The organism is Slackia heliotrinireducens DSM 20476, from assembly GCF_000023885.1.
Taxonomy (GTDB): domain Bacteria; phylum Actinomycetota; class Coriobacteriia; order Coriobacteriales; family Eggerthellaceae; genus Slackia; species Slackia heliotrinireducens.
Window position 1 is genome coordinate 51504 of sequence record NC_013165.1, and the last position, 26467, is coordinate 77970.

Sequence of the window (26467 nt, forward strand, 5' to 3'; positions counted from 1 at the left end):
ACGAAGACGAGCGGGCCCCTGGTTGGGGTCGGGCGCATGCAGAAACACACCTCGGCGATAAGGTTGGTTATGGTGAGAAACGGACATAGAAGCGCATCGCAAAGCAGACGGCATCACGCGACGGTGGAGTCGGCCGGAAAGCACGCCCCGAAGAGAAGCGCCAAGGTTCTGGCGTGTGTCATGGCATTCGTGCTGGCCCTCAGCCAGGTGCTTGTGGCTCCGATTGCTGGCGGTGTCGCCGTTGCCGGCGACGAGCCGGCGGATGTCGTTCTGGAGCAGAACGTGGAAACTCCTGAACAGGCCGTGGTCGCAGAGACCCCTGATGCTGTGGTTGGGGAGGAGTCCGATGCGGCCGAATTCGGCAATTCCGAAGCGACCGAGCCTGAAGCCCAGACCGCAACTGATGAAGAAGCCCTCGAGCAGCCGGCCGAAGAGGTAACCGTCGATAGCGAAACCGATACAGCCGACGAGGTTGCCTATCCTGCCCAGACTATTTCGGCTACGGCCGATGACGAGAAGACCGTCGTTACCGTAACGGCGGACGAAGGCGTGCTTCCCGAAGGCGCCACCGTCCAGGCCAAGGTTGTTGACGACCAGGCCGTTCTGGATGCGGTTGCCAACGAAGTAGAAAACGATGGCGGCAAGCCCGGTCTCGTGAAGGCGTACGACGTCGTCATTCTGGATGCAAATGGGAATGAAGTACAGCCCCAAGGACTGCTTACCGTGATGTTCGCCAACGCGAACATGGAGACGGATAGCGTGTCCGTCTATCACGTGAAGGACGTGTCGGACGAATCCGAGCCGCCGATGTACGAGGCCGAAGGCGTGGTCGCCATGAAGGCCGAAGCCAACGAGCAGGTCTTCGAAACCGACCACTTCTCCATTTATGCAGTGGCCGAAGACAACAAGATCCGTTTGAAGGTGCAGTTCTTTGGCAAGGATCAGAATGCCGAAGTGGCCTCGATGCTGCTGAAGAAATCCGAAACGGCTGCCGATATCGAGAAAATCGTTTACGACCCGGGTGCGGGCGAATTGGCCGAAGGCGAATTGTTCCGCGGCTGGACTACGGATCCGAACTATAACGCCGATACCCAACCCATGGACATCGAAGCCGTGCGCAATCTGGCTGCGCAGCGTGCCGCTGCGCTGGGCGAGGATAACACCGAGCTGAAGTTGTACGCCATGATTATGAAGAGCGCGACCGTTACCTATGTGGATGAGAACGGCATCGCGCTGGGTTCGACCACCAAGGAACAGCGTTACGACGACAGCACCCCCATGGATTACACCGTGAACATGGCCTACACGCCGCCGACGTCCGAGCAGGACTTCGAAGGCTGGAACGTGTTGAGCGGTGAATCGAACATCGTGGGCCATACGGATGGCAAGGTGTATGAGAACGGCACGAACATCAAGGTGACCGGAGACGTGACGTTCTCGGTGAACGCACCCACGGGCCGTTGGCTGGTGTTCGACGAAAACGGCAAAGGCGCCACGTACAATTCACCCCAGTTCGTGAAGTCGGGCGAGGTTACGGAAGAACCGCCGCTTGAGATGCATCGTACCGGCTACGAGTTCAAAGGCTGGTACACCGATGCAGCATGTACGGCTGGTAACGAGTTCACCTTCGGACAGACGCTGACAAACAACACGACCATTTATGCTAAGTGGACGCCGGTCTCTAACGCGCAGTACACGGTCATCATTTGGAAACAGAACGTAGCCGGCGACGGATACGACTTCGAAGAGTCCATCCAGCTGACTGGCAACGCCAACGCTAATGTGAATGCGGTTGTATCGCATGGTACTGGCAACAACGCATATGTGACCGTAGATGGGGACGCTAAGTCATATACGGGCTTCCACCTGAAAGAGTTCGATCAGAATGTAACCATCGCTCCCGAAGGCAATACGGTCGTAAACGTCTACTACGACCGTACGGAGTACACGTTTACGTTCCAGGTCCGACAGTCTGGATGGGTCGTAGCGACCGATAATGAAGGAACCCAGTATCGTAACCGAAATTGGGATCGCGTCTATTTCAACGAAGACGATGGAAAGTGGTATCGAGACCGAAGCTGGGTTGGTGGATACTATTCGGGGCATTGGGTCTATTCTAACGAATATACGGGCACTCGCTATAAATACCTCGATAACGATTGGACAACCATCCATACCGTGACACGGCCGTATGGGGCTGACATCGGCGACATTTGGAACTTTACCGGCTCGAATGGCGTTACATACCCTCAAGAAGACCCGGTAACCTCGTGGCAGCCTACGAACTCCAGCACATATACGGCACGTATCACTCATATGGAGGTCATGCCTGCGGAGAGTATAACGTTCAGGCATACAACGACGAGCAATACGAAGCGATACTTCCACTATTACGTCGAGGCTTTGCCTGGTGCGCAGGATACGCGCACCTTTAATGGCAAGCAGTATTCCCTGTATGTGGATTTGCCTAACGATTTCAACATCGTTTATTACAACGACGACTTCTGGGAGCTCAGGGGATTCACTCGCCAAGCAATTACAAAGAGCGGTAATCAGGCCGTGGATCTCGCACCCGGAGGTAATATTTCTTGGGACGCTTTGAACTACTATTACGGCGGCCAAGATAACCACCTGTATTTCTACTATACGCGCGACAAATACCGCATCCACTATATGGATGGCGTGTATGTTGACGGCGATGGCAGGCCGCAGGATGAGCCTGGTCAAGGAGACTTTGGCACATCCGATGAAATCCTATACGGTGCTGACATCAGCTCGTATAACCAGGGTGGCAGCAACTACTTCGCTCCTGAATACCCTGAGTACACGTTCGCGGGCTGGTACATCGACGACGCTTGCACGCAGCCGTACACCTTCGAAAAGATGCCGCAAGGCGGCGTAACGGTCTATGCCAAGTGGACCAAGAATCAGTATCGCGTGTTCTTGCATCCGAACGCTGGTACCGATCCGACGTTGGATTGGGGTTCCGATAACCAGCAGATGAACTTCCGCGTGTCGTCGGGCGAAAAGGTGAGCACGCCTACGGGCCTGCGCAGCGAATACGAGCTGGTGGGTTGGTATCTGGATGAGGCATGCACGCAGCCGTATCCGGCTAGCTTCGTTCTGAATGACTCATCCGTTACCACGCCGTACGACAAGACCACGGACATGACGGATGTTATGGACAAGTGGGGCAACGGCGCCACGACCAATGCCGACGCCAATCGTCCGTGGATTACCAAGAAGCTTGACCTGTACGCCAAGTGGCGCGCAAAGATCGAAGGCGCGAAGGGAATCGGAGTCGTGTACGACGCGAACGGCGGCACGAACGGGCCTACCGACCCGCTGCTGTATTTGGACAACTCCGACGCCATCGCCCAGGCGGCGTCGACCGCACCTGAGGGCAAGCAGTTCAAGTACTGGGTTGTCCAGACGTGGGATGAAGCCGCTGGAGAATACGTGGACACCGAGACACATGTTTACCCAGGTGATGCGTTTACCGTGCTGAAGGCGAATGCCAAGGTTGAAAATGTCAGCTCGCAAGACCCTGAGGTTTGGAAGGCGTACACGGTCCAGTTGCGCGCCGAATATGTGGACAAGGGGTCTCCGGAAACCACGGCGGTGTTGTTCGACGCGAACGGCGGAACGCTTTCCGATGGTAAGACCACCGACGAGCGTGTGCTTGAGGTTAACGGGGACGTCGAGTTCCCCACGCCCGATCCGACGCGCGAGGGGTACACGTTCCTTGGTTGGAGCCCGGAGAAGGTTGACCCTGTGACTGATCCTTCAGAGGTTAGTACCATTCTCGACACGTCCAAGGAATATGCTGCCGACAACCTGGCGGGCCTGGCCTGGAACGCCACTGAGGGGAAGAACATCCTGTATGCCGTGTGGAAGAAGACCCCGGTCAAGCTGGTCATCCAGAAAGAACTTGAAGGCGACATGGCAGACCTGACGAAGGGCTTCACGTTCACCGTGACGCGCTCGGGCGATGGTGCCACGGCTACGACCGATGCGCTGCATGACGCACAAGGCCCGGCTGCTGCTGGCGAGACGGCAACGGTTGAAAACCTGACGCTCGACTCGAAGGAAGTGCCTTTGTACTGGGGCGACAGCGTTGTGATTACCGAAACCGACACCACGGGCTACACCACCACGTACACGGTGCAGCTTGACAGCACGACGGCAAGCGCATCTGCGGCGTACGGCAACGGCGCCAAGGTCAAGCTCGACGCCGACGTGACGACGGTTGTCTTCACCAACACGAAGGAACCCGTCGTGATTACCGGAGTTAAGGCGGCTGTTAAATCGCCTATCTCATATGTCCTGCTTATCGGCTCGCTAATTGCTCTGCAGAGCGTCGTGCTCACGCGGACAAGGCGCAGGCGATGGCAGGAGTAGCGCCCTGGCGCGGCGCGCCGCAAGGCTCCGCGGGAGCTGCACGTGCGGCGGACCTGGCCAAACAGGTTCCGCCTGTGTACCAGCCCGCGGAAGACTTCGACGTGTCCGGCCGCCCGACCCCGGCCGCGCAGCAGGCAGAAGCCGCGCATGCTCGTGCACCTCGGAAGGAAGGGTCCCCCAAATCCGAGGATCGCACGGACGAGCCGTCGCTCATCGGCGAGCTGATATTGCTCCTGGTGAAGATCGCGTTCGTGGCTGGGTTTGCGGGCATGGTGCTGGTGTTCCTGTTCGGCCTGATGCAGACGGCCGACGAGAGCATGAGCCCGGCGGTGCGCGAAGGGGACTTGGTAGTGTACTACCGCTTGCAGAAGGACTATTCCGCAGGCGATTTGGTAGTCGTTAACAACGGCGAACGAAAGGAGGTTAGGCGGGTCATCGCCGTGGCTGGCGATGAGGTGAGCTTCGACGAGGACGGGTTGGTGATCAACGGCTACCACCAGTCCGAGGAGCGCATCTTTACCGAGACGCTGCCTTACGCGGACGGCATCACGTATCCGGTGGTGCTTGCGGATGGCCAGGTGTTCGTGATGGGCGACAACCGCACCCAAGCGAACGACAGCAGGATGTACGGTCCTGTGGATGTCGAATCTGGAACGGAAGGCGAGGTCATGACGGTGATTCGTAGAAGGAACTTCTGATTCGAGCCGTAGGAAATACATGGTGAACATGCGGGTGGGGAATCCCGCAGAAGGAAAGGAACAGATATGAAATTTAGGAAGATCGCAGCAACGCTCGCGCTGTCGGCAGCGCTGGCACTCGGTTTCGCGCTGCCCGCGTTCGCAGCCGATGCGGATTATGGGGTTGGCGACGAGACGGACAAGACCGTTACCGCCGACGCTGCCGCGGTGACGAAAGTCCTGCACTCCAACGAGGGCTCCACGGTGACGGCCACGTTCAGTTTCACCGCAACGGGCACTACGGTGGCTATTGACGATGAGGGCACTGTCTCCGAACCCACTGATGGCCTCGGTGTAACCATTGCGTCTGTTGAGCTGACTACTGCTGGAGACGGCGAGGATGTTTCTGGCACGGGCAAAATCACGTTTCCGGCTTACACGCACGCGGGTGTGTATGCTTACATGATTGAAGAGGCTCAGCAGGCAACGATTGTCAATGACGATGGTTCTGAGGGGACGATGACCTACAGCACCGATAAGTATCTCATGCGTGTTTATGTCGAAAACGAGGATACAGGTGTTGCCATCAAGGCAGTCACGTTTGAGAAGAACCCGAGCGCAACCTCCAATGGCGAGAAGGTTGATGGCGGAGACGTCAAGTTTGAAAATACCTTTGTTGAGAAGACCGATGACAGCAGCAAGCTTACTATCGACAAGCAGGTGACGGGCGGCTCTGGCGACAAGACGAAAGAATGGGAGTTCACCGTTACTTTCGCGGCCCCGGAGTATGTCCCCACTGGTTGGACGGTTAATGACATCGTCATGGTCGGCGATGCAACCGGAACCGTCGCTGATGGCAAGGTAACCTTCAAGCTGACGCATGGCCAGTCCGTCAACTTCACGAACGTCGTGGCTGGTACGACTTACACCGTAACCGAGACCGAGTCTGGCAAAGACGGCTATACCACGACTGGTGAAGTCACGACTGCCACTGTAGTTTCCGACAAGGGCCCCAACACTGCAACCATCACCAACAACAAAGAGCCCATCACCCCGACCGGTCTGGTGCTGAACAACGCTCCGTTCATCCTGATGGCTCTGGTTGCCGTCGGTGGCGTTGTTGCTTACGGTGCCCTCAAGCGTAAGCTGACGGCATAAATGAACTGGTCACTGCCCCGACGACTGGTCCGAGGAACCATTCGCCTGGCCAATTGGCTGGTCGACGGGGCGGTGCTGGCTGCGGTGGTGATGATTGTCTGCTTTACGGCGTTCGCGGTGCTCGATAACAACCGCGTGGCCGACGAAGCCGATGTTCAGATGTTCGAGCAGTATCGACCCGAAGCCGACAACACGGTCTCGTTCGAGGAACTGCAGGCGCAGAACCCGGACGTGCTCGGTTGGCTTACGGTGTACGGCACAGGCATCGATTACCCGCTCGTTCAGGGTAAGGACAACGACGTCTACATCAACACCAACGCCGCCGGCGAGTTCGCGCTTTCAGGGTCGCTCTTCCTGGATTGGCACAACGCCCCCGACTTCACGGATGCGAGCACCATCATCTACGGGCACCACATGGAGAACTCCCTCATGTTCGGTGACCTCGACAAGTACGGGGATGCCGAGTACATGGCGCAGCACTGCTACGGCAACCTGTTTTACGAAGGTGCCGACCACGGCGTGGAGCTGCTGGGATATCTGCAGGTGGATGCGTATGACAACGTGGTCTACAGCGTGACGGTGGGCGAGAGCCCCACGGTTGAGGAGTTTCTGGATTACACCCGCGACCATGCGACGGTGTGGCGCGCGGACCCCGACGAAGGCGATCGGTTGCTGGTACTGTCGACCTGCGGATCGGGTACGAACGACAGACACGTCGTGATTGCCCGCATCTGCGATCAGACCTTCGAGGACGCCTTCGCCGAAGAGGAACCCGACAGGGTAGAGCGGCTTTTGTCAGGCACCGCCGAGGGCCTGAAACTAGGAGCGCAAATCGGCGTCGGTTTGGCAGTGTTCCTGCTGACCGCGTGGGTGGTCGGCGGTACCGGCCGCCGAGGCAAGAGGAAAAAGAACGGAAAAGAGTGATTGAGTCATGGGAACGGTAACGAAAGGCATACGTAAGGCGGCGACTGTCTTGATTGTCGCTGTTGCCTGCGCCCTTATGCTTGCCGGAGCGCCTTCGGTGGCGTTTGGTGCGGATGGGGGCTTGCAGGTGAGCCAGTCGTATTCCGAGTCGGGCGACGTTCCCGAGTCGGTAACGGGCTCGTTCGACTACGCGCTTACGGCTACGTCCGAGGGCGCTGCGATGCCGGAGGGTTCATCGGGCAATACGTACGCGTTCTCGCTTGACGGCGATGGCGCATCCATCACATTCCCCGTGCAGGGTTCGGGCCCCTATGCGCTCGTGTTCGAGCACACAGGGGTGTATTCCTACGAGCTGACCTGCACAAGCACGCCAAGCGCAGACGGAATGACCGTTGACAACAGCACGTACACGGTCCGCATCTGCGTGGACAACGCGGCCGATGGCGGATTGCAGATGGGCTGGGTTGAGGTCCGTGACGAAAACGGCGAGAAACCCGACGAGGTCTGCTACAGCCACTCGTTCGAGGGCGCAGAGCCTGCGCCGGGTCCGGAGCCTGAGCCCGAGCCGAGTCCGGAACCCACGCCGAGCCCGAATCCGAAACCGGATTCCGGCCCGTTCCACCTGCCGTTCAACTTGCCGCAGACGGGCGACCCTGTTTGGATGCTTATCCAGATGAGCGGTGCGTTGTGCATATGCGCAATTGCAGCGCTGGTCCTGGCTGCAGCTGGGAAGCGCCGCGCCAAGGCGGCTGCTCTTAGGGACAGTCAAAGCGACAAATAACCGGTTCTGTACAACCGAATGTACGCAGCGACCCGCCACATGGCGGGTCGCTTTGGTGTGTGTGGGGTTTGGCGCATGTATGGCAAGGCCCAGACTCACCTGGTTGTCAGGTACGCAATGTTCCCGTGCCCCACGCATCCAACTGGTTGAAAACATCATCCACAACCCAACAGAGCAAAAGCCACGCAATATGGGAAGCCCCGGCCGGCGTCGTACCGGTCGGGGCTTCGGGCTGCGGGAAGTATGCGAGGTCGTGTTGTTAGCCGATCAGGCCGGTTCCTTCGTCAATGGCGGCATGTGCCTTGGTCAGGATGTCAGCCGTGTCCAGCATGGCGATCTGGCTGCCCAGGCTCTCGTAGGGGCCGGTCACCAGAGTCTGGTAGTACCAGGTGGCCTTCGCGTAGTCCATCTTGGCCTGCTCGACGTCAGCGTCGCTCATCGATCCGCTTGCAATGGCCTCGGAGAGGGCGGTGCCATATGCGTCGATGTCGGCCTTCAGGGTTTCGATGTCGCCTGCGAGCACTTCCTGCTTGCCGCGGACGAAATCGACCATGGCCTCGGTGCTCTCAATGCCCTGGCTCTTGTGGCAGGTCAGGCAGTAGTTCAGGGAATCTTCGCTCTCCAGCGGGCTGTTGGCGCTGAAGTGGCTGCGGTACTCGGTACCGGTTTCTTCGTCAACGGTCACGGGCATATGACAATCGACACAGGTCACGCCCATGGCGTTGTGCTTGGTGCTCATGTATCCCTCGACGTTGGGGTGCACGACGTAGCTCTCGGGCAGACCCAGGTCGTTCTCGAAGAAGTTGACCTCGTCCTCGTAAGCGCTCTGGAACACGGCGTCGATGTCGTTGCCGTAGCGATAGGGCTTGAAGGTGGCCAGATCTTCTTCGGTCTGGATGCGGCTACGGTAGTCGTAGCTGTTGTGGCACTGCGCGCAGACGGCCATCTTGGGGTCGAGCTGCTCGACCAAGCCCTCGCCCAGGGCCTGGAAGTAGACCAGCTGCGGGCCTACGTTGTCGGCCGACGGGGTGCCGTCGTGGCACATGGCGCAATCCCAATACTCGTCGTTGACGATGGCGCGGGCTTCGCCGTTGTACACGTTGCCGTATGCGGCGGGGCCCTGAGCAGCATAGATGTCGTTGAACTTGGAGCTCTTGCATGCAACGCAGCCAGACTTCAGGTTCAGCTCCTCGAGCTGCTCGTCGGTCAGATCAGGTACGATGTACTGACCGGATTCTTCGTCGTATTCGCTGGTGAAGACGCTCATGGTGCCGTCTTCGTTCCATTCGATGTCGCCGTTCACGTCACGCATGACGGGGCGTTCGCAGATGTCGCGCAGCGTGCCTACGTCGTGGCCGATGGTGAAGCCTTTGGCGTTCACGCGCGTCATTTGGCTGGAGTTGTACTCCAGCGGGAACTGCTCAGCATACCCTCTCATGGTGCTTTCGTCTGCGGTTGCGGCGGTGTCGTCACTGTGGGTGACAGTGGCTTCGTTTCCGCCCTTGCAACCGATGGCGAACATGCTCAGCGCAAGAACGGCAACCAGGCCTACGACGATGGCGGCGGTTGTCTTTTTGCTGGCTTTCATGTTCCTCCCCTTTCTTGGTCCTAGCTTATCACCTGAGGCCTTGCGTGACTTCCCGCATGCACGAAACGCGATCAGGTGGCCAATTCATACGGTATGGATTTACGAAAAGGGAAGCTATAAACAGCGTATTGAAATATATTGAAGTTTGTTAACAATTCCCCTCTACTTGGCATTTCTGATGGCTGGCAATCTTTTTGCCCAGGTGAGAGGGGTGCGCGGGCTAGTCGCCCGTTTTGAAGGTGTAGCCTTCGCCCCACACGGTGAGCAGGAACTGCGGCTCGGCGGGGTTGTCCTCGATCTTCTTGCGGATGCGGCGCACGTACACGGCAAGGCCGGCCATCTGCTCGGTGTAGTCTTCGCCCCAGGCGGCCTCCACCAGCTCGCGCTGGGTCACCACTTCGCCGGCGCGGCACGCCAAGGTGTACAGGATGCTGAATTCCTTCGGCGTGAGCGAAATGGACTCGCCGCGCTTGGTGACCGTGTATTTAGCCTGATCGAACACGAACTCGCCCAGATTGAGCGGCTCCAAGGAGCGCCGTGCCATGGCTTCGCGTTCCTCGCGCAGGCGCTCGACGGCCAGCTCCAGGTTCTGCTGCTGGTTGGTGAGCATGTCCGAGAGCGTGGCGTTGAGCCCCTCCAGCTCGGCGGTGCGCTGCTCCACCCGTTGCTCAAGCCCGCTGTACAGGTCCTCCAGCTCGTCGGCCATGCCGTTGAAGTCGCGTCCGAGCTGGGCAACTTCGTCGTTTCCGCGGGGCTCGTCCACCCGGTGGGCCGTTTCGCCATTCGTGAACGCGTGCATGGCCTCGGACAGGGCGGACACTGGGCGCAGCACCACCACATCCACCACGCTGAACATGACGATGGTGGCTATTGCAAGCCCCACCAGGAGCAGCGCCAGCCAGTCGCCCACTTCCCTCCAGGATGCCTGGTAGTAGGTGTCCATGGGCTCGCTGATGCTGATGGCGCCCACCAGGTCGCCTACCGCGTAACCTTCCTTGGTGTAGCCGAGCCAATCTAGCTCGCCCTTGGGGGAGCCGTGGCAGGTCAGGCAGGACTGCTCGATGCGGATGGGGCGCAGGTACCGGTACTGGTCGGTGCCGGTGGAGTTGTCCACGTTTTCGTACGCGACGACGGTCGGGTCCTGCTCGAAGAGTTCCATGGCGGCGCGTTCGAAGTCGTCCGGCGCATCATCGGTGTTGCGGGGTTGAAGCGACGTGTAGCGGATGGTGCTTTCGGACATGTCGCTGAACCGAGCCGCCACCGACTTGGCGGAAATGATGCAGACGTACCCGTTTGCGCTGGTGGCAGCCTCGTCGGTTTCGGCGACAACGCCCTGGTGCGTCTCGATGTAGTCCCATACGGCGTCCATCTGGTCGGCCAGAGCCGATGCCTTCTGCGAGGCCGCCTCGATGCTCTGGTCGTGGCTGCGCACGGCGCCGCCGATGATGCCGACGACGGAGAACGCCACCAGAAGCGCAGCCAGGCACAACAGGAGTTTCCCCTGTATGCCGAGCGGTTTTGTCCGTATGGGTGTGGCCACGATCCCCTCTTCTCGTGAAGAAACAGCGTCCGTTCCTGCGTTTAGGATACCGCCGATTCGCGCGCGTGCGAAGGGCGATGCCGAATCATGAACAAATATCAAGGTGGGCGATATGGAGAAAACGACACGTGGCTTGGCGAGCGGGGCATTTGGGCCGCGGTCGCATGACGAAAAGCCCCGGCCGTGCGGTCGGGGCGGTTGTTCGGATTGGCGGCTATGCGTTCCAGATGCCGGTGCGGGTGCCGGATTTCAGCTCGAAGACGATGTCGGTCACGGCCTTTTCCAATAGGCGCAGCGTGATGCCGGCGTTGTCGGGCAGATGCAGGTGCACCACGCGCCGTCCGCGGTCGATCAGGATGGCGGTGTCGCCTGCGGCCTGGGCTTTCGCCAGCTCGCCGAGGGATGCGGCCTCCAGCCCCTCCAGCGGGATATCGTCGATTTCGCCTGTCGAAACCACCAGGAAGACACCGTTGTTGGTGCCGCCTTTCTGCAGCTGGCCGGTGGAGTGGAGATAGCGCGGGCCCAGTTCTAGGCAAGACACTACGTTCAGCTCCGAGGCTACCAGGCGGCGGATGCCCTCCAGCGCCTCGCGGCGGTTGTCGCCGGTGAAGGGCACGAAGGCGTCGAAGGCGAAATAGTCTCCGGGCTCGATGGATGCGAACAGGTTGTACAGCGCGTCGTGCAGGTTGTCAGCGGCCACGGCGGGGCTGCAGGTGACTTCGACTTTGCCAAGGTCAATCCCGCCGAGGAACGTCTCGGTAAAGCTGGGCTGCGGCATGCCGGACTTCAGGATATCCAGCGTGGCGGCCTTGGGCAGAGCCACGTCGGGCTGGTCGAAGGGGTTGAGCTCCATAAGCCAACCCACCATGGCGGTGGCGTATTCCCACATGACGAAGTGGGCGAACAGGTCGGTAACATCCGTCACCTCGTAGGTGCGGCGCGGGTATGCCGGATCGATGCGGTCCAGGCCGAGCTGGAAGTTCTCGCGCTCATCGTCGAGCGGCGTCTCGACCAGGTAGGGAATCACCGTGCGGTCGCCGTGGTCGATGCTCAGCACCAGCGGGTCGAACTCGATGTTCGGCAGGATGCCCTTGCCGTTCTTGCCGACGCTTTCGGCCACGAGCTGCTCGATCCACAGACCGAAGGTACGGGCGCGCTTGGGCGTGATCAGGCTGAACTTGTCGCGACCCTCGAGCATGGAGTCGTACATGAACGAGGCCAAGCCGATGGCGGGGTTGTCCAGGCTGTCGGCGGAGCAGGCGGCCTCGGCGGCGCGGGCCTTCTCGATGACCTGATCCAGGTCCAGCCCGATGAGTGCAGCCGGAACCAGGCAGAACACCGACAGCGCGCTGAACCGTCCGCCCACGGTGGGTTCGCCGCTGAACACGGCTCGCCAGCCCTCGTCCAAGGCGCGGGTCTCAAGCTGCGTGCCCGGGTCGGTGATCGCCACGAAATGCTGCGGCGCGTCTTCTCCCAACGCCTCCGTGAACAGGCGATACACGATGCTCAGGTTCGAGCGCACTTCGATGGTGCCGCCGGATTTGCTGGACACCAGCACCAGGGTCTTCTCGAAATTCAGGTTGTGGGTCAGGGCGTGCATGCGCACGGGCGACACGTTGTCCAGCACGTGGAATTTAAAGTGATAGCGGTCGCCCTTGTTGTATTTGGTGATGGTCATGGGTGCCTGGGAGCTGCCGCCCTGCGCTATTAGCAGGCACGACGTGTATCCTTCGGCACGCACTTGCTTGGCGAAGGCCTTGATCGCCTCGATGGATACCGGCGGCTGGCTGGCCAGCGTGGCCCAGCCCATGAAGCTGCCCGCGGCTTCGGGCATGCCTTCGGCGAAATTGTACAGGCCGCCGTCTTTGGCGTGCACGCGACTAGCCACCTTGTTGTCGACAAGGCGTTGCGCGGAGGGATACGAACCATTGCAATCGCAGGAGAGCATGGAGTCCTCTTTTCCTATGTGGCGCCCTATTGGGCCTTCAACTGGGGATGTGCTCAATAATACCGCAACGGCGGCAGGTAGTGTGCGGCGTTAGCAGATGCGGGGCAGTTGTTCGCCGACGAGCATGTCCAAGATGCGCCTGCTCCCGAAACCGGTTTCCAGGAACACCTTGTTGCCGCGTTCTGGTTTGCTTGCTTCCACCTGGCCGATGATGGCCGCGTCGGCGCCGTAGACGTTGCCGCGCATGGCCGCCAAGGCGGCTTCGGCCTGTTCAGGCGGCACGACGCACACCATCTTGCCCTCGTTGGCAACCTGGAACACGTCGTAGCCCAGCATTTCGCAGGCGCCCAGCACGGCGGGCTTCACGGGCACGTCGTTTTCGCGGACCACCATGTCCACGCCGCTCTGTTCGGCCAGCTCGTTGAGGGTGGAGGCCAAGCCGCCGCGGGTGGGGTCGCGGAAGCACCGCGCGTCGGGCGCGGCCGCCAGCACGTCGGCGATCAGGTGGTTGAGCGGCGCCGCGTCAGATTTGAGGTCCGTGGAGAAGGACAGGTCCTCGCGCTGACTCATGACCGTGATGCCGTGGTCGCCCAGCGTGCCGGAGATCAGAATGACGTCGCCCACCTGGCAATTCGCGCCGGACAGGTTGCGGCCCTCGGGGATGAACCCGATGCCGGCGGTGTTGATGTAAACGCCGTCGCCGTGCCCGCGGTTGACCACCTTGGTGTCGCCGGTGACCACATGCACGCCTGCCTCTTCGGCTGCGGTCTTGATGCTAGCGCACACGCGCTGAAGCTCCTCCATGGGGAAGCCCTCTTCCAGCACCATGCCCACGGAGAGGTACTTGACCTCGGCTCCGCTGGTTGCGACGTCGTTGACGGTGCCGCACACGGCCAAGCGGCCGATGTCGCCGCCGGGGAAGAAATGAGGCGTGACCACGAAGGTGTCCGTGGAGAAGGAGAGGCGCTCACCTGGGGCGGGAGCCGTCAGCACTGCCGCATCGTTGCCCTGGGCCAGCTCCTCCGACCCGTAGGAGGCGGCGAACACGTCGTCGATGATGCGCTTCATCATGGTTCCGCCGGACCCGTGGCCCAGCAATACCGTTTCGTCCTTCATGGGTACCCTCTTTCTTGCGGCTTTGTTTGCTGCTGAAAATGATACTCCAATGGCATGGCGCAACCGTGCTTTCCGTCAAAATGAGACAATGCCACGCTTGGTTGGGACGGCCGAGGGCGCTGCTGCAACATCTGGAAGACCCCGGAGGTAGGAAACGCGCATTTTTTGCATTCAGGGTACTGGGAAAGGGGGCTGCAACCCAGGTGTTCGACATCTAAAGGCCGTTTGGGCCTCTCAATATGGTTATAACCACCGAATCCGAATGCCGAACGCGCATGGCGATGCAAAAAACGCGCGTTTCCTACCTCCAACAGGTTTGAAATGTGGTGGGCCAGGCGAGGCGGCAGCGCGCCATATGGCAGCAGGGGACGTTGGACGAGGTGTTCCGATTTGCGTCACAGGGGTGGGGCCGTCGCCGAGGCTTCGCGACGCGGACGGAACGCCCTTGCGGCAAAATATTTCAAAAATGATACTTGCTTTAGTCTGGTAAAGCGTTTACCATGTCTCCAACAGTTCGACCAGAAAGGGATCGGCAACAAGAATGACCACCATGACGAACATGAACCTGATCGCAAGCGCCTTCGGCGCCGATCGTCGTTGGTGGTGGAACAAGGGCAGATAGGTTTACCGAAGCGCTTGTTCACATTGTTTGGCACTCATGAGCTCTCGGTAAACCGGGAGCTTTTTCGTTGCCAGACACCTTCTTTCGCCTGCCTGGCAACAGCTCCACGAGTGAAGCATCGTACGCAATCCAGCTGACAGACAGGAAAGGAACCCACCATGGAAAACCAGAAGAACCCCTACCGCATCTACCTGCGCGAAGACCAGATTCCCACGCAGTATTACAACCTGCGCGCCGACATGCCCGAGCCGCCCGAGCCCATGCGTCTGCCCGACGGCACAGTGGCGCAGTTCGAGCACTTGGCACCCGTGTTCGCCGACGAGCTGGTCCGCCAAGAGCTCGACAACGAGACGCGCTACGTGGACATCCCCGAGGGAATCCGCGAGATGTACAAGGTGTACCGCCCCAGCCCGCTGTGCCGTGCGTACAACTTGGAAAAGGCCCTGGGCACGCCGGCCAAGATCTACTACAAGTTCGAGGGAAACAACACGTCGGGCTCGCATAAGCTGAACTCGGCGCTGGCCCAGGCCTACTACGCCCATGAGCAGGGGTTGACCACCATCACCACCGAGACCGGAGCCGGCCAATGGGGCACCGCGCTGTCCGAGGCAGCCGCGCACTACGGGCTGAACTGCGACGTCTTCATGGTGCGCGCATCCTACGAGCAGAAGCCCTTCCGCCGTTCCGTCATGCAGACCTTCGGCGCCCAGGTCACGCCGTCGCCTTCACAGGAAACCGAAATCGGCCGCAAGATGTATGCCGACGAGGCGAACCGTTCCGGATCGCTGGGCACCGCCATTTCCGAGGCCGTGGAGCGCGCGCTGCATGTTCCCGAGAACAAGGGTCGCTACCAGCTGGGATCCGTGCTCAACCAGGTGGTGCTGCACCAGTCCATCATCGGTCTTGAAAGCCTGGCTGCCTTTGATGAGCTGGGCGAATATCCCGACGTGGTCATCGGCTGCGCTGGCGGCGGCTCCAACCTGGGCGGCCTGATCGCGCCGTTCATGCGTGACAAGCTGACCGGCGAAAAGCCCGATACGCGTTTCATCGCCGTGGAGCCCGCGAGCTGCCCGAGCCTGACCCGTGGCCGCTACGCCTACGACTTCGCCGATACGGGCCAGACCTGCCCGCTGGTCAAGATGTACACGCTGGGTAACGGGTTCATTCCCAGCCCCGATCATGCCGGCGGCCTGCGCTACCACGGCATGAGCCCTATCATCTCCAAGTTGAAGCATGACGGGTACCTGGACGCCGTCAGCGTGAAACAGACCGACGTGTTCGCGGCGGCCGAAGAGTTCGCCAAGTTGGAAACCATCCTGCCCGCGCCCGAAAGCGCTCATGCCATTTGCGTCGCCATGGAAGAGGCCCGCAAGTGCGCCGAAACCGGTGAGGAGAAGGTCATCCTGTTCGGCCTGACCGGCACCGGGTACTTCGACATGACGGCCTATGAGGCGTTCAACAACGGGACCATGGTCGACCACGTTCCCACCGACGAGGAGCTGGAGCGCGGATTTGCCACCATTCCTGCGGTGCCCGGCATCCAGGACGCAGGCGGCGCACCCGTGGCATAGGCGCCAATCGCCAAGCAAAGGGAGGGCGGCGAGCCTGCAGCATAGGGCCTATCGCCAGGCAAGAGGAGGGCGGCATCGCGTCGCCCTCCTTCTATATGGATAGGGAAATGCTCCGGCGTTGTTGCTGGAGGGCGTTCTTCGGGTTTGGCGCGATTCTTGCCCGGGGTGCTCCGGGTTCGGGCGCACGCCTTCTAAAGCCGGCGGAATGGCCGTGTTCGGTCCGTTCCGCAAAAATGAGACAATGCCACGCTTGGTTGGGGCGGTCGAGGGCGCTGCTGCAACATCTGGAAGACCCCGGAGGTAGGAAACGCGCATTTTTTGCATTCAGGGTACTGGGAAAGGGGGCTGCAACCCAGGTGTTCGACATCTAAAGGCCGTTTGGGCCTCTCAATGTGGTTAAAACCACCGAATCCGAATGCCGAACGCGCATGGTGATGCAAAAAACGCGCTTATCCTACCTCCAACGGGTTTGAAATGTGGTGGAGCACGCCGCGCAATGCGTCCCCATTCACATTGGTCCTGCAGGATTTAAAGGCGTTCCAGCGGATTCGGCGCGGCGTGGGACCGCGCACACTGCTGCAACCCGTATCATACGGGCTACTGTTTTTGACTTTCGCCGGCGGCTGACGCCGGTTTTCGATGGGAGCCCGACATGCCCGAACGCGCCGACCAACTAGAGTTTTTCGCACGCTGCGCCAGCGGTTTCGAGGACCAGCTGGCAGCGGAGCTGACGCAGATTCGGTGCCGTCGGGTCAGGCCGCTTCACGGAGGCGTCGCGTTCTTCGGCGCCTACGAGGACGGGCTGCGCGCGTGCCTGCACAGCCGCGTGGCCACCCGCGTTCAGCTGGTGCTCGGCCGCGTGAGCGCCCGCAACGCCGATGCGCTGTACGACGGCGTGCGCGCGCTGCCCTGGGAGACGCTGGTCGCACCGGGCGCCACCATTGCCATGCGCGCCACGGGTCAGAATTCAAACTTGCGGAACACCCAGTTCACAGCCCTGAAAGTGAAAGATGCCGTGTGCGACCGGCTGGCCGCCGAGCGCGGGGCGCGTCCCGACGTGGACGGCTCCGACCCCGATTTCTCGGTCGACATCCTGCTGCATCGTGACAAGGCCACCATCTCGTTGAACCTGGCTGGTCCCGTGCTGCACAAGCGCGGCTACCGCGAGCCGGGCGTGCAGACTGAGGCACCTTTAAAGGAGACGCTGGCCGCAGGCATGCTGCTGGCGGCCGGCTGGGATTCGATGGTCGCCGACGGCATGGGATTCGCCGATCCCATGTGCGGCAGCGGCACCCTGGCCATCGAGGCAGCGCTGATCGCCACCCGCGCCGCGCCCGGCCTGCTGCGCAACCGCTGGGGCTTTACGGCGTATATGCCCCACGACCCTGCGGCGTGGGAGAGGCTTGTGGCCGAAGCGGAGGCGGCGCGCGTGCCCGCTTGGGAGTCGGGCGTTCGCATTCTCGCAGGTGACATGAATGAAGAAGCCGTTGCTGTGGCGCGGGCCAACGCCGAGCGCGCCGGGGTGGCAGAGCTTATCGAGTTCTACGTGGACGATGCCGCGAACTTGGGCACGCACCTGAAGCGGGGTCGCCGTTTGAGCGGCGGGCTTGTGGCGTGCAACCCGCCCTACGGGCATCGCCTGCTTTCGGGCGAGGATCTTTCGCAGGTGTATGCTGCGTTGGACAGCGCCACGGCTAAGCTTGGTGGCGGGTGGCAGCTGGCTATTATTTCGCCTGATGAGGGAGTCGATACGGGGCTGGGGCGTATGCCTGAGCGGTCGATTGCCTGCCACAACGGCCCGCTGGACACGAGCCTTCGCATATACGATTTGGGCAAGGCAGCTGCGAGGCTTTCAATCCCGTCGCTGTCTGGGTCCGATTCCGTTGTGCCAGTGGCCGAAGGCGCAAGCGAGCAGTTCGCCGCACGTTTTCGCAAAGTGGCCAAGGAGCGCGCCAAGTGGGCCCGCAAAGCCGGGGTGCACAGTTACCGAGTCTACGACGCCGACCTGCCCGAATACGCGTTTTCGGTCGACGTGTTCCGCAGCGCCGAAGACGACGGGCTGCTGGTGCGTGTGGAGGAGCATCGCGCCGGCTCGAACGTGGATGCCGACCGGGCGAACCGCCGTGTTTTCGACGGTCTGGCCATTGTTTCCGCCGTGTTGGATGTGCCGCGTGAGCGGGTGTTTTGCAAGCGTGCTCGCCAGGAGAAGAGCCGCCCGGCCGCAGAGCCGGTGTGGGTCGACGTGCGCGAGTCGGATTTCGTGTTCGACATGGATATCGCCTCGCAGCGCGAGTGCGGTTTGCCGCTGGACATGCGTCCTGTGAGGGAACTCCTGCGCGCCCATGCCGCCAGCAAGCGTTTTGCCTGCTTGCTGGCCCATGGCGGGGCGCCTTCGGTGTATGCCGCGGCTGGCGGCGCCGTAAGCACCGTGACGGTGGACCCGGCCGATCCATTCCTGGAGCAGGCCGATCACGCTCTTTATGTCAACGGATTCCGTGGCCGCGAGCACGACCTGGTGTGCGACGACCCTCTGGATTGGGCTCGCCGCGAAGCGCGAGCTGGCCGCACGTACGACCTGGTGTTTTGCGACCTGTCGGCATTCCCTTCGTCTCGCAGCCACGATTTGATTGCCGACCACATGTCTGTAATCCAACAAATAGTACGCATCTTGTCGCCCGAAGGAAAACTGGTTCTGACCTGCCATGATCGCAGGTTCAATCTGTCGGACAAGGCTTTCGGCGGCCACGGTCTAACGGCGCAGGACATTACCGCAGACACCATCGGCCACGATTTCACCCGCACGCCGAAGATTCACCGGGCTTTCCTGATTGGCCACGAATAAAGAAAGAGGCAAGGGTCGGTGTCCTTGCCTCTTTTAAGTTGGCAGGCGGTTGGCTGGAGATGTGTCCCTACTGACACAAAAATGTGCCAATCGGAAACGTCCCTACTGACACATTGCTAGTAGTAGCGGAAGTAGGCGGCGCAGGAGCCTTCGGAGCTCACCATGCAGGGGCCCACGGGGTTTTCGGGGGTGCACACCTTGCGGAACAGCGGACACTCGTCGGGGGCCATGCGGGCGCGCAGCACATCGCCGCAGCGGCAGCCGCGATGCTCGCGGGTGGGCTCCACCGGCGGATCGAAGCGCAGGGCTGCGTCGAAGTCGGCGAACTCGGGGCGGATGCGGTAGCCGCTGCCTTCGATGGGGCCAAGCCCGCGCCAGGTGGCGGTGCAGGTGTCGAACACCTCGTCGATGGCGGCCATGGCCACGGGGTTGCCCTGGGGCATGACGCCGCGTCCGTAGGCGTTTTCGATCTCGGCGCGCCCCTCGTGAAGCTGGCGCATGATCATGGCGATGGCGGCCAGCACGTCCACCGGCTCGAAGCCGGAGATGACGCCGGGAATGTGGTATTTCTCGGCCAGGAACCTGTAGGGCTCCATACCGATGATGGTGCTGACGTGACCAGGCAAAATGAGCGCGTCCACCTGCAGCTCGGGGTCGCTCATGATGACGTCCAGGGCGTTCGGCATGTTCTTGTGCGCCGCGAACACGCTGAAGTTCTTGAGCCCGGCCGCCTTCGCGCGCTTGATGGCCATGGCCACCAGCGGCGTGGTGGTTTCGAAGCCGACGCCGATGAAGATGACCTGGCGCTCGGGGTTCTCCTGGGCGATTTTGAGCGCGTCCAGCGGCGAGTACACGATGCGTATGTCGCGGCCGTCGGCCTTCTCTTTGTTGAGGGAAGATGTGCTGCCGGGCACGCGGGTCATGTCGCCGAAGGTGGTGATGATGGCGTCGGGCACGCGGCATAGCGAAATGGCCATGTCGATGTCGACGTTGGCGGTCACGCACACGGGGCACCCCGGGCCGGACGCCAGGCGGGTGCCTTCGGGCATCAGGTTGCGGATGCCGTTGCGGGCGATGGCAACGGTGTGGGTGCCACAGACCTCCATCAGGGTGGCATGTTCGGGTGCGAAGGCGTTTATGGACTTGATCAGGCCCTTTGCAAGCTCAGGGTCGCGGAAGCTGTTCAGATCGACCATGATGTCACGCCAAATCGTCCGCGAGTTCGGGCATCTGCTTGATGAGGTCCAGCGTGATCTGGGCGTCCTCCTCGCTGACCACCTCGATGGCGAACCCGGCGTGGATCAGCACGAAGTCGTCCACGGCGGCCTGAGGCGTCAGGTCCAGCGAGACCTCGCGGGTCACGCCGAGGATGTCCACGGTGGCCAGGTTGTTTTCGCCCAGCTCGGTCACGCGGGCGGGTATTGCAAGGCACATGGCTAACTCCTATCCGAAAGGCGAAGGGAAGGTCCCGACGCCCGTTTCTTACTGGCGGGCGGCCGCGGCGGCGGCTTGTCCGTACGCGATGCCGCCGTCGTTGGGCGGCAGCTCGCGGTTGATCGCGATGGTGAATCCGGCGGATTCGAGGGCTGCGGTGGTGTGCTCGATAAGATAGCGGTTCATGAACACGCCGCCGGCCAGCGCCACGGTGGAAACTCCGTAAGCGGCGTTGGCTACCAGGCAGATCTGCAGCACGGCTGCCACCAAGGCGTTGTGGGCCTTGGCGGAAATCGTCTCCACTCCCACGCCTGCGGCCAGGTCGTCCAGCACGCCGCGGAACAGCGGCTCGGCGTCGAACAGCACCACGCTGGTGTTATGGGCGGTGCTTCCCTCACCCGCGGTGTTCTTCACCACATCGATGGCGTATGCCTCGTCGGTCTGCACGCCGTTCATGGCGGCTTCGAACAAAATGGCGGCTTCGCCTTCGTAAAGCGGCTCGGTGCACACGCCGCAGATGGCGCTCAGTGCGTCGAACATTCGGCCGACGCTGGATGTCATGGGCGTGTTCAGCCCGCGGTCGATCATGGTGCCGCACAGTTCGGCCTGCTGGCCCATGGCTTCGAGCATCGGTTGCGCCGCAGGATGTTCCAGCAGGTCATAGGTCCAAAGGAAGCCGTAGGCCATGCGGTCGGGGTGTTTGACGGCGGCCGCTCCGCCCGGCATGGGCACATAGGCGAAGTTCGCGAACCGTTCGAAATCCTGGCGGTTGGCCATCATGACCTCGCCGCCCCAGATGCGCCCGTCCACGCCGTAGCCCGTGCCGTCGAAGGCCACGCCGATCACGGCGTCGGTCAGGTCGTTTTCCGCCATGACCGAGACGATATGCGCGTGGTGGTGTTGCACCGGCTCGGCGGCGGCGCCAGCGGCCGCCTGCTCGAGGGCCCACTTGCTGGCCAGGTATTCCGGGTGCAAGTCGTAGGCGATGCGGTCGGGCGTCGCCTGGAACAGCCGCTCGAATCGGGCCTTGGCGTCCAGCCAGGCGTCGAAGGTTTCGGCGTTCTCCATGTCGCCGATGTGCTGGCTGACGAAAGCGTCCTCGCCCCGGAGCAGGCAGAACGTGTTCTTCTGCTCCGGCCCGGCTGCAAAAACCGTGTCCAGCTTCTGCCCCTCGGCGGCGTGACGCTTCAGAGGCACCGGCATGGGCGCGTAGCCGCGGGCGCGGCGCACCATCTGCAGCGCGTCGCCCGCCGTGCCCACCTGAATCACGCGGACCACGGAGTCGTCGAAGCGCGTCACGATGGGGCGGTCGTTGCCGATGAACGCGTCGGCTATGCCGCCCAGCTTGGCGAAGGCTTCCTCGTCGTCGGTCTGGATGGGCTCGTCGTGCAGGTTGCCCGAGGTCATGACCAGCATGCCGCCGAACGCCGCCAGCAGCAGGTGCTGCAGCGGGGTGTAAGGCAGCATGATGCCCAGCTCGGGCAGCTTGTCGCACAGCCCCGGTGCAAAGGTGGCCTCGGCGCGTTTCTTCAACAGGACGATGGGCCGAACCGAGCCCGTGAGCAGGTCTTCTTCGGCCTTCGACACGTGGCATACCGCGCGCACCGCATCCAGGTTCGGCACCATGACCGCGAACGCCTTGCCCTCGCGGCGCTTGCGGCGCCGCAGCTCGGCCAGCGCCTCGGGGTTGGCGGCATCGCAAGCCAGGTGGAACCCGCCCAGGCCCTTGATGGCCAGGATGCGGCCCTGACGCAGACACTGGGCGGCACGTTCGACAATCGCATCGCTCGAGGCCAGGTCAAGTCCCCATTCGCGTTCGTCGGACCCGGACGCGCGCCAATAGATGTGCGGCCCGCAGTCGAAGCAGGCGTCGGGCTGCGCGTGGAACCGCCGGTCCTCGGGGTCGGCGTATTCGCGGGCGCAGTCGGGGCACATGGGAAAGCCCGCCATGGACGTGGCGGCGCGGTCGTAGGGCAGCCCGTTGATGATGGTGAACCGCGGGCCGCAGTTGGTGCAGTTGATGAAGGGGTAGTGGTAGCGCCGGTTGGCGGGGTCGAACAGCTCGGCCACGCAATCGTCGCAGGTGGCGAGGTCGGGGGAGACCAGCGTGGTTTCCGGCACGTCCTCTTCCTCGGAGAAGCGGATCTCGAAGGTGGTGAACCCTTCCAGCGGCACCTCCTTGAGCAGGATCTCCTTCACATTGGCCGCCGCCGGGGCGTTTTCCGAAAGCTCCATGACGAAGGAGTTCACGTGGTCGGATTCGCCCTCGGCATGGATGAACACGCCGGACGTGGCGTTGAGCACCCAGCCCGAAATAAGGTTCCGACGTGCGGCTTTGTAGACGAACGGCCGGAAGCCGACGCCTTGCACCACGCCGTGGACCTCTATGTCGAGTGCGTCAAGCATGCCTCTCCTTCAAGTTGGCAAGGGCGAGCCGCCCGGCCCGCCCCGCAGTGTTCGATGTTGCAGCCAGCTAGATGCTGCGGGGTTTCACGTGCACGTGGGGCTTGCCCCCGTGGCTATGCGGGTGGGAGCCCGTGCCGCTCGTGTCGCCGGCGCTGCCCAGCCCAAGGAAATTGTTCCCCGTGGACGTGATCGAAAGGTTGCCGTGGAGCACGCCCTTCGTGCCGACGATGCGGTTTGATATGGTGCGGACCACGTCGTTTTCGCCGCGCAGGATGATGACCTCCATGCACAGCTCGTGGTCCATGTGCACGTGTACGGACGTCACGATCTGTTCGAGGTAGTCGTGCTGGATGCTGTCCAGCTTCTCGCGCACGTCGTTGGTATGGTGGTTGAACACGATGGTGAGCGTGCCCATGACCTCCTCGCCGGGACGGTCGCAGGACTGCTCGGCCAGCGCGTCGCGCACCAGGTCGCGCACGACTTCGCTGCGGTTCTTCGCCAGGCCGCGGGTGGCGACCAGCTTGTCGAAATCCATCAACAGGTCCTCGGGCATCGCCACCGAGAACCTCATAAGGTCCTGGCCCATGCGCTATACCAGTTCAACAGTGACGCCGCCGGCGTTTTCGGCGTCGTCTTCCAGTGCGTCGGTGGTTTCGTCCAACAGAGCCAGCACGTCGTCGAGGGCCGCTTGGACCTCATGCAGCTTTTCGGACACGTTGGCGAAGCCGGCGTCACCCGCCATGTGGGCGAGCTTGTGGGACCAGCGGCGCTCCAGTTTGACGTGGTCTTCAATCTGCTCGATCATCTGCTCGAACTGGCCGGTATTGATTCCGTTGGTGCACATGATTGGCTCCTATCTCGGTGTATGTTGAGGTACCATTCTTTATGTGCAGAGTATAGTGCTCGCGTGAGGTGACGGTGTGAATTTTTCGGCAAAAAGTAATATGTATTCACAAGCGAAGGCGGAGCAGCTGGCTCCCTTCGGGCATGCCGTCGACGGCGACCCCGATGCCTTCGCCTGCGTCGTCTACGTCGGGCAGCTGGCGGACGTGGTGCGCACGGCTCTGGAGGCGTCCTTCAGGCGGCTGGAGTACGACCAGGTCTGCCACGCGAACCTTGCAGCCTTGGAGCCAGGTCAGGTGATTGCCCTGGTGGAGGCGCTGGACCCTATGGCGCTTGTGGTGGTGGGACGCGACGCCGCGTCGGTGCTGGGGGAGGCCTACCGCTGCGAGCTTGCGCTCGACGACCACGGCACGCTGCTGGGGCGCCCCTATGCGGCGTTCGCTTCCTTCGAGGAGGATATGGACCAGCCGAAACTCAAGCAGCGCAACTGGGCGTTGCTGAAGACGCTCAAGGCCAGCCACGCGTGAGACATTGTCCGAACGAAGGGACTCTGTTCTAAAGTTAACCCCGTCTAACCTGCGGAGATGCGTTGCCGTTCGGGGTTTTGTTACCTTATTTCAGTTGCATTCCTGTGGGTCTGTGATACTTTGCAGACGTGCCAATACAGCCGCGGGACGGCGGTTTGGATATTGATTAACGATTCGATTTAAAGGGGAAAATACTATGGCTCATCCTGTACTCGAAACTGATGAATGCATCGGCTGCGGCATCTGCGTTGATGCTTGCCCCCAGGAGGTTCTGGACATTCAGGGTGGCACCGTCACCATCGCCAATGAGGACAACTGCATCGGCTGCGGCGAGTGCGTCGAAGAATGCCCCATGGGCTGCATCACCGAGATCGTCGACGACTAATCCGGTGCTTCGAGCCTAAGCTCGCATACGAAATGAACGGGAACCCCGCGCTTCGGCGTGGGGTTCCCTGCGTTTGGGGAGGCGTTCGTCGGCGGTCGAATGCCTTTGCGTTGGCGTTCTGGCCGATTTCTGCACGAGATTCGAAGTTGTGCATTCAAATTTCGGCGCCTTCGCGTTTTTGGTGCCGTCTCGAGATTCCCGACCTGGGCAAACGCGTCGATGGCCGCCGGCTTTCCGGACGTCGGAATGCACAACTTCGAATCTGATGCAAAAAGGAGCGAATCCGCAAAACGACGCGCGGAGGCGGATTCCACGAAATAGTCGGCATCGCCTGTAAATCGCCGCAAAACCCCGCCGATTCACCCGAAAAATAAGATGGACTTCAGGCTGGATTCAGGCTCTGTTCAGGCAAAATTCAGACACTCCCTCAATTTCGACCGATTTTTGCCAGGGGTCTTGAACGTCGCTCGGCCATATCTATCCTGTAGCCTCACCGATTCGCGTGGTTTGCGATCGGCCTATGTGGAAGCTTGCGACGAAAGGATAGAGACGTATGAATCCCAAACGAAAAAAGGCGTACACCCTCAGCCACCAATCCGCCCTGACATGCATTCGGAGCATGCGCGTCGGCGATCCGCACAACCTGATGCATGCGCCGTTTGCGAGCTGGTATAGAGGCTTAGGGTTAAAGCCCAAGCTAAACAGGTCGAGGGCGGTGCTCGATTTTGCACAGCCCTGCGGCCAGGATTGGGACGGTATGGTTGAAGAGTGTCGTTACCTCGGAATCGAAGGGAAGGTTGACATCCTGGTAAAAGACCCCAACGATCGTCGATGGGGCAGCTCCGTCAACACTCACGTGTGCAAGGCGGATTTGCCGGTAGGGTCTTTCGTTTCCCTTGGCGACGGGTTGCAGGTGTGCGCGCCCGAGCTTGTGTTTGTGCAGATGGCGCAGGAGTTGACGTTCGTGCAGCTTGTCGCTTTAGGGTTTGAGCTCTGCGGATCGTATTGTCAAGTCGATTCGGTGGACGAGAAATACGAATTGCCTCCGGTGCTTACGGCGGCAAGGCTGAACAACTACATCGACAAGCTCAAAAATGTTCAAGGGCTAACTTTGGCTCGTCGGGCGGCTGCGTTCGTGCTGGACTGCTCGGCGTCGTTTTTGGAGACAGGCTCGACGATGTCGTTTTACCTGCCTCATCGGTACGGGGGATACGGCTACGGCACGCCGCGGCTGAACTGCAAGATTGTAAACGAGAGCCCGCAGCCAGGGGAGGCTCCAGATTATCGCTGCGACATCTGCTATCCCGAGCATAAGCTGGTGATGGAGGCCAACGGCAAGGGTTATCATGCCGGCGCCGCGTGCGACGACGACGATATCGAAAAGATGGCCGCGTTGGAGCGCATGGGGTACAAGGTCGTCGTCATTACATGGGAACGCCTGAAAGACCCGTTCATACTGCATAAAACCGCTGTGGATGTAGCCAAGGCAATGGGGCGGCGCACGCCTGATGACGGATTTTGCCTGGGGCCCGAGCAGCGGAGGCTTCGAGCCGAGCTCTTCGGGTGGTGACTGCAGGCTGTTGCGTTGGCGTTTTGGTCGATTTCTGCACGAGATTCGAAGTTGTGCATTCAAATATCGGCGCCTTCGCGTTTTTGGTGCCGTCTCGAGATTTCCGACCTGGGCAAACGCGTCGACGGCTGCCG

The 26467-nt window shown here is 61.2% G+C and carries 19 protein-coding genes; 10 read left to right on the forward strand and 9 right to left on the reverse strand.

What is annotated here, in order from left to right; translation table 11 throughout:
• Positions 1 to 180 precede the first annotated feature (180 nt).
• From SHEL_RS00210 to SHEL_RS00230, 5 genes are all read left to right on the forward strand, one after another.
• Positions 181 to 4401 carry an InlB B-repeat-containing protein gene (locus SHEL_RS00210; RefSeq protein WP_012797227.1) on the forward strand — a complete coding sequence of 1407 codons (4221 nt, stop codon included), beginning with the start codon at positions 181 to 183 and terminating at the stop codon, positions 4399 to 4401.
• Positions 4389 to 5099, forward strand: coding sequence for a signal peptidase I (lepB, locus tag SHEL_RS00215; RefSeq protein WP_126513850.1), 711 nt, complete (start codon positions 4389 to 4391; stop codon positions 5097 to 5099). The genes SHEL_RS00210 and lepB overlap by 13 nt, the downstream gene beginning before the upstream one ends.
• 66 nt (positions 5100 to 5165) lie before the next feature.
• Complete coding sequence (locus SHEL_RS00220) at positions 5166 to 6236, forward strand: QVPTGV class sortase B protein-sorting domain-containing protein (RefSeq protein ID WP_012797229.1); 1071 nt, start codon at positions 5166 to 5168, stop codon at positions 6234 to 6236.
• On the forward strand, positions 6237 to 7160 hold the full coding sequence (srtB, locus tag SHEL_RS00225; protein ID WP_012797230.1) for a class B sortase: 924 nt from the start codon (positions 6237 to 6239) through the stop codon (positions 7158 to 7160). It abuts the gene before it with no gap.
• A gap of 49 nt (positions 7161 to 7209) precedes the next feature.
• A complete protein-coding gene (locus SHEL_RS00230) occupies positions 7210 to 7941 on the forward strand; it encodes a Spy0128 family protein (RefSeq protein WP_169304474.1) in 732 nt (243 codons plus the stop codon).
• A gap of 259 nt (positions 7942 to 8200) precedes the next feature.
• Here SHEL_RS00230 and SHEL_RS00235 read toward each other — a convergent pair whose 3' ends face one another.
• The 4 genes from SHEL_RS00235 to hypE all read right to left on the reverse strand — a co-directional run bounded on the left by SHEL_RS00235 (position 8201) and on the right by hypE (position 14133).
• Positions 8201 to 9529, reverse strand: a complete 1329-nt coding sequence (locus SHEL_RS00235; RefSeq protein ID WP_012797232.1) for an ammonia-forming cytochrome c nitrite reductase subunit c552 — start codon at positions 9527 to 9529, stop codon at positions 8201 to 8203.
• A gap of 220 nt (positions 9530 to 9749) precedes the next feature.
• Entirely contained in the window at positions 9750 to 11069 is a 1320-nt protein-coding gene (locus SHEL_RS00240) for a c-type heme family protein (protein ID WP_126513851.1), read from the reverse strand.
• A gap of 214 nt (positions 11070 to 11283) precedes the next feature.
• Positions 11284 to 13017, reverse strand: a complete 1734-nt coding sequence (locus SHEL_RS00245) for a glucose-6-phosphate isomerase (RefSeq protein WP_012797234.1) — start codon at positions 13015 to 13017, stop codon at positions 11284 to 11286.
• Between the two features lie 90 nt (positions 13018 to 13107).
• A complete protein-coding gene (hypE, locus tag SHEL_RS00250) occupies positions 13108 to 14133 on the reverse strand; it encodes a hydrogenase expression/formation protein HypE (protein ID WP_012797235.1) in 1026 nt (341 codons plus the stop codon).
• A 780-nt stretch (positions 14134 to 14913) separates the two neighbouring features.
• Between hypE and SHEL_RS00255 the strand changes: the two genes are divergently transcribed.
• Together SHEL_RS00255 and rlmKL are read left to right on the forward strand one after the other, a co-directional pair.
• On the forward strand, positions 14914 to 16326 hold the full coding sequence (locus SHEL_RS00255) for a TrpB-like pyridoxal phosphate-dependent enzyme (RefSeq protein WP_012797236.1): 1413 nt from the start codon (positions 14914 to 14916) through the stop codon (positions 16324 to 16326).
• A gap of 652 nt (positions 16327 to 16978) precedes the next feature.
• Entirely contained in the window at positions 16979 to 19168 is a 2190-nt protein-coding gene (rlmKL, locus tag SHEL_RS00260) for a bifunctional 23S rRNA (guanine(2069)-N(7))-methyltransferase RlmK/23S rRNA (guanine(2445)-N(2))-methyltransferase RlmL (protein WP_012797237.1), read from the forward strand.
• 116 nt (positions 19169 to 19284) lie between these two features.
• Here the strand turns inward: rlmKL and hypD are convergent, their stop codons facing one another.
• From hypD to SHEL_RS00285, 5 genes are all read right to left on the reverse strand, one after another.
• On the reverse strand, positions 19285 to 20364 hold the full coding sequence (gene hypD, locus SHEL_RS00265; protein WP_012797238.1) for a hydrogenase formation protein HypD: 1080 nt from the start codon (positions 20362 to 20364) through the stop codon (positions 19285 to 19287).
• A gap of 4 nt (positions 20365 to 20368) precedes the next feature.
• Positions 20369 to 20602 carry a HypC/HybG/HupF family hydrogenase formation chaperone gene (locus SHEL_RS00270; RefSeq protein WP_012797239.1) on the reverse strand — a complete coding sequence of 78 codons (234 nt, stop codon included), beginning with the start codon at positions 20600 to 20602 and terminating at the stop codon, positions 20369 to 20371.
• 48 nt (positions 20603 to 20650) lie between these two features.
• Positions 20651 to 23008 (reverse strand): carbamoyltransferase HypF, encoded by a 2358-nt coding sequence (gene hypF / locus SHEL_RS00275; RefSeq protein WP_012797240.1) that lies wholly within the window; start codon positions 23006 to 23008, stop codon positions 20651 to 20653.
• Positions 23009 to 23075: 67 nt separating this feature from the next.
• Positions 23076 to 23594: a nickel-responsive transcriptional regulator NikR gene (gene nikR / locus SHEL_RS00280; protein ID WP_012797241.1), complete on the reverse strand. Its 519-nt coding sequence runs from the start codon at positions 23592 to 23594 to the stop codon at positions 23076 to 23078.
• A gap of 3 nt (positions 23595 to 23597) precedes the next feature.
• A complete protein-coding gene (locus SHEL_RS00285; RefSeq protein ID WP_012797242.1) occupies positions 23598 to 23852 on the reverse strand; it encodes a hypothetical protein in 255 nt (84 codons plus the stop codon).
• Positions 23853 to 23952: 100 nt separating this feature from the next.
• Here SHEL_RS00285 and SHEL_RS00290 point away from each other — a divergent pair, with 100 nt between their 5' ends.
• From SHEL_RS00290 to SHEL_RS14065, 3 genes are all read left to right on the forward strand, one after another.
• Positions 23953 to 24378, forward strand: a complete 426-nt coding sequence (locus SHEL_RS00290) for a hypothetical protein (protein WP_012797243.1) — start codon at positions 23953 to 23955, stop codon at positions 24376 to 24378.
• Between the two features lie 196 nt (positions 24379 to 24574).
• On the forward strand, positions 24575 to 24763 hold the full coding sequence (locus SHEL_RS00295; RefSeq protein WP_012797244.1) for a 4Fe-4S binding protein: 189 nt from the start codon (positions 24575 to 24577) through the stop codon (positions 24761 to 24763).
• Positions 24764 to 25520: 757 nt separating this feature from the next.
• Complete coding sequence (locus tag SHEL_RS14065) at positions 25521 to 26333, forward strand: PDDEXK family nuclease (RefSeq protein ID WP_126513852.1); 813 nt, start codon at positions 25521 to 25523, stop codon at positions 26331 to 26333.
• The last annotated feature ends 134 nt before the right edge of the window (positions 26334 to 26467 follow it).

What these genes read in the sequence shown, in the direction of transcription:
- SHEL_RS00245 (WP_012797234.1), bottom strand. Translation starts at nt 13,017, where the DNA reads ATGCTCTCCTGCGATTGCAATGGTTCGTATCCCTCCGCGCAACGCCTT.
- SHEL_RS14065 (WP_126513852.1), top strand. Translation starts at nt 25,521, where the DNA reads ATGGTTGAAGAGTGTCGTTACCTCGGAATCGAAGGGAAGGTTGACATC.
- hypF (WP_012797240.1), bottom strand. Translation starts at nt 23,008, where the DNA reads ATGCTTGACGCACTCGACATAGAGGTCCACGGCGTGGTGCAAGGCGTC.
- srtB (WP_012797230.1), top strand. Translation starts at nt 6,237, where the DNA reads ATGAACTGGTCACTGCCCCGACGACTGGTCCGAGGAACCATTCGCCTG.
- SHEL_RS00285 (WP_012797242.1), bottom strand. Translation starts at nt 23,852, where the DNA reads ATGTGCACCAACGGAATCAATACCGGCCAGTTCGAGCAGATGATCGAG.
- hypD (WP_012797238.1), bottom strand. Translation starts at nt 20,364, where the DNA reads ATGGTCGATCTGAACAGCTTCCGCGACCCTGAGCTTGCAAAGGGCCTG.
- SHEL_RS00290 (WP_012797243.1), top strand. Translation starts at nt 23,953, where the DNA reads ATGTATTCACAAGCGAAGGCGGAGCAGCTGGCTCCCTTCGGGCATGCC.
- rlmKL (WP_012797237.1), top strand. Translation starts at nt 16,979, where the DNA reads ATGCCCGAACGCGCCGACCAACTAGAGTTTTTCGCACGCTGCGCCAGC.
- lepB (WP_126513850.1), top strand. Translation starts at nt 4,389, where the DNA reads ATGGCAGGAGTAGCGCCCTGGCGCGGCGCGCCGCAAGGCTCCGCGGGA.
- SHEL_RS00255 (WP_012797236.1), top strand. Translation starts at nt 14,914, where the DNA reads ATGGAAAACCAGAAGAACCCCTACCGCATCTACCTGCGCGAAGACCAG.
- SHEL_RS00295 (WP_012797244.1), top strand. Translation starts at nt 24,575, where the DNA reads ATGGCTCATCCTGTACTCGAAACTGATGAATGCATCGGCTGCGGCATC.
- SHEL_RS00270 (WP_012797239.1), bottom strand. Translation starts at nt 20,602, where the DNA reads ATGTGCCTTGCAATACCCGCCCGCGTGACCGAGCTGGGCGAAAACAAC.
- nikR (WP_012797241.1), bottom strand. Translation starts at nt 23,594, where the DNA reads ATGGGCCAGGACCTTATGAGGTTCTCGGTGGCGATGCCCGAGGACCTG.
- SHEL_RS00235 (WP_012797232.1), bottom strand. Translation starts at nt 9,529, where the DNA reads ATGAAAGCCAGCAAAAAGACAACCGCCGCCATCGTCGTAGGCCTGGTT.
- SHEL_RS00210 (WP_012797227.1), top strand. Translation starts at nt 181, where the DNA reads ATGGCATTCGTGCTGGCCCTCAGCCAGGTGCTTGTGGCTCCGATTGCT.
- SHEL_RS00220 (WP_012797229.1), top strand. Translation starts at nt 5,166, where the DNA reads ATGAAATTTAGGAAGATCGCAGCAACGCTCGCGCTGTCGGCAGCGCTG.
- hypE (WP_012797235.1), bottom strand. Translation starts at nt 14,133, where the DNA reads ATGAAGGACGAAACGGTATTGCTGGGCCACGGGTCCGGCGGAACCATG.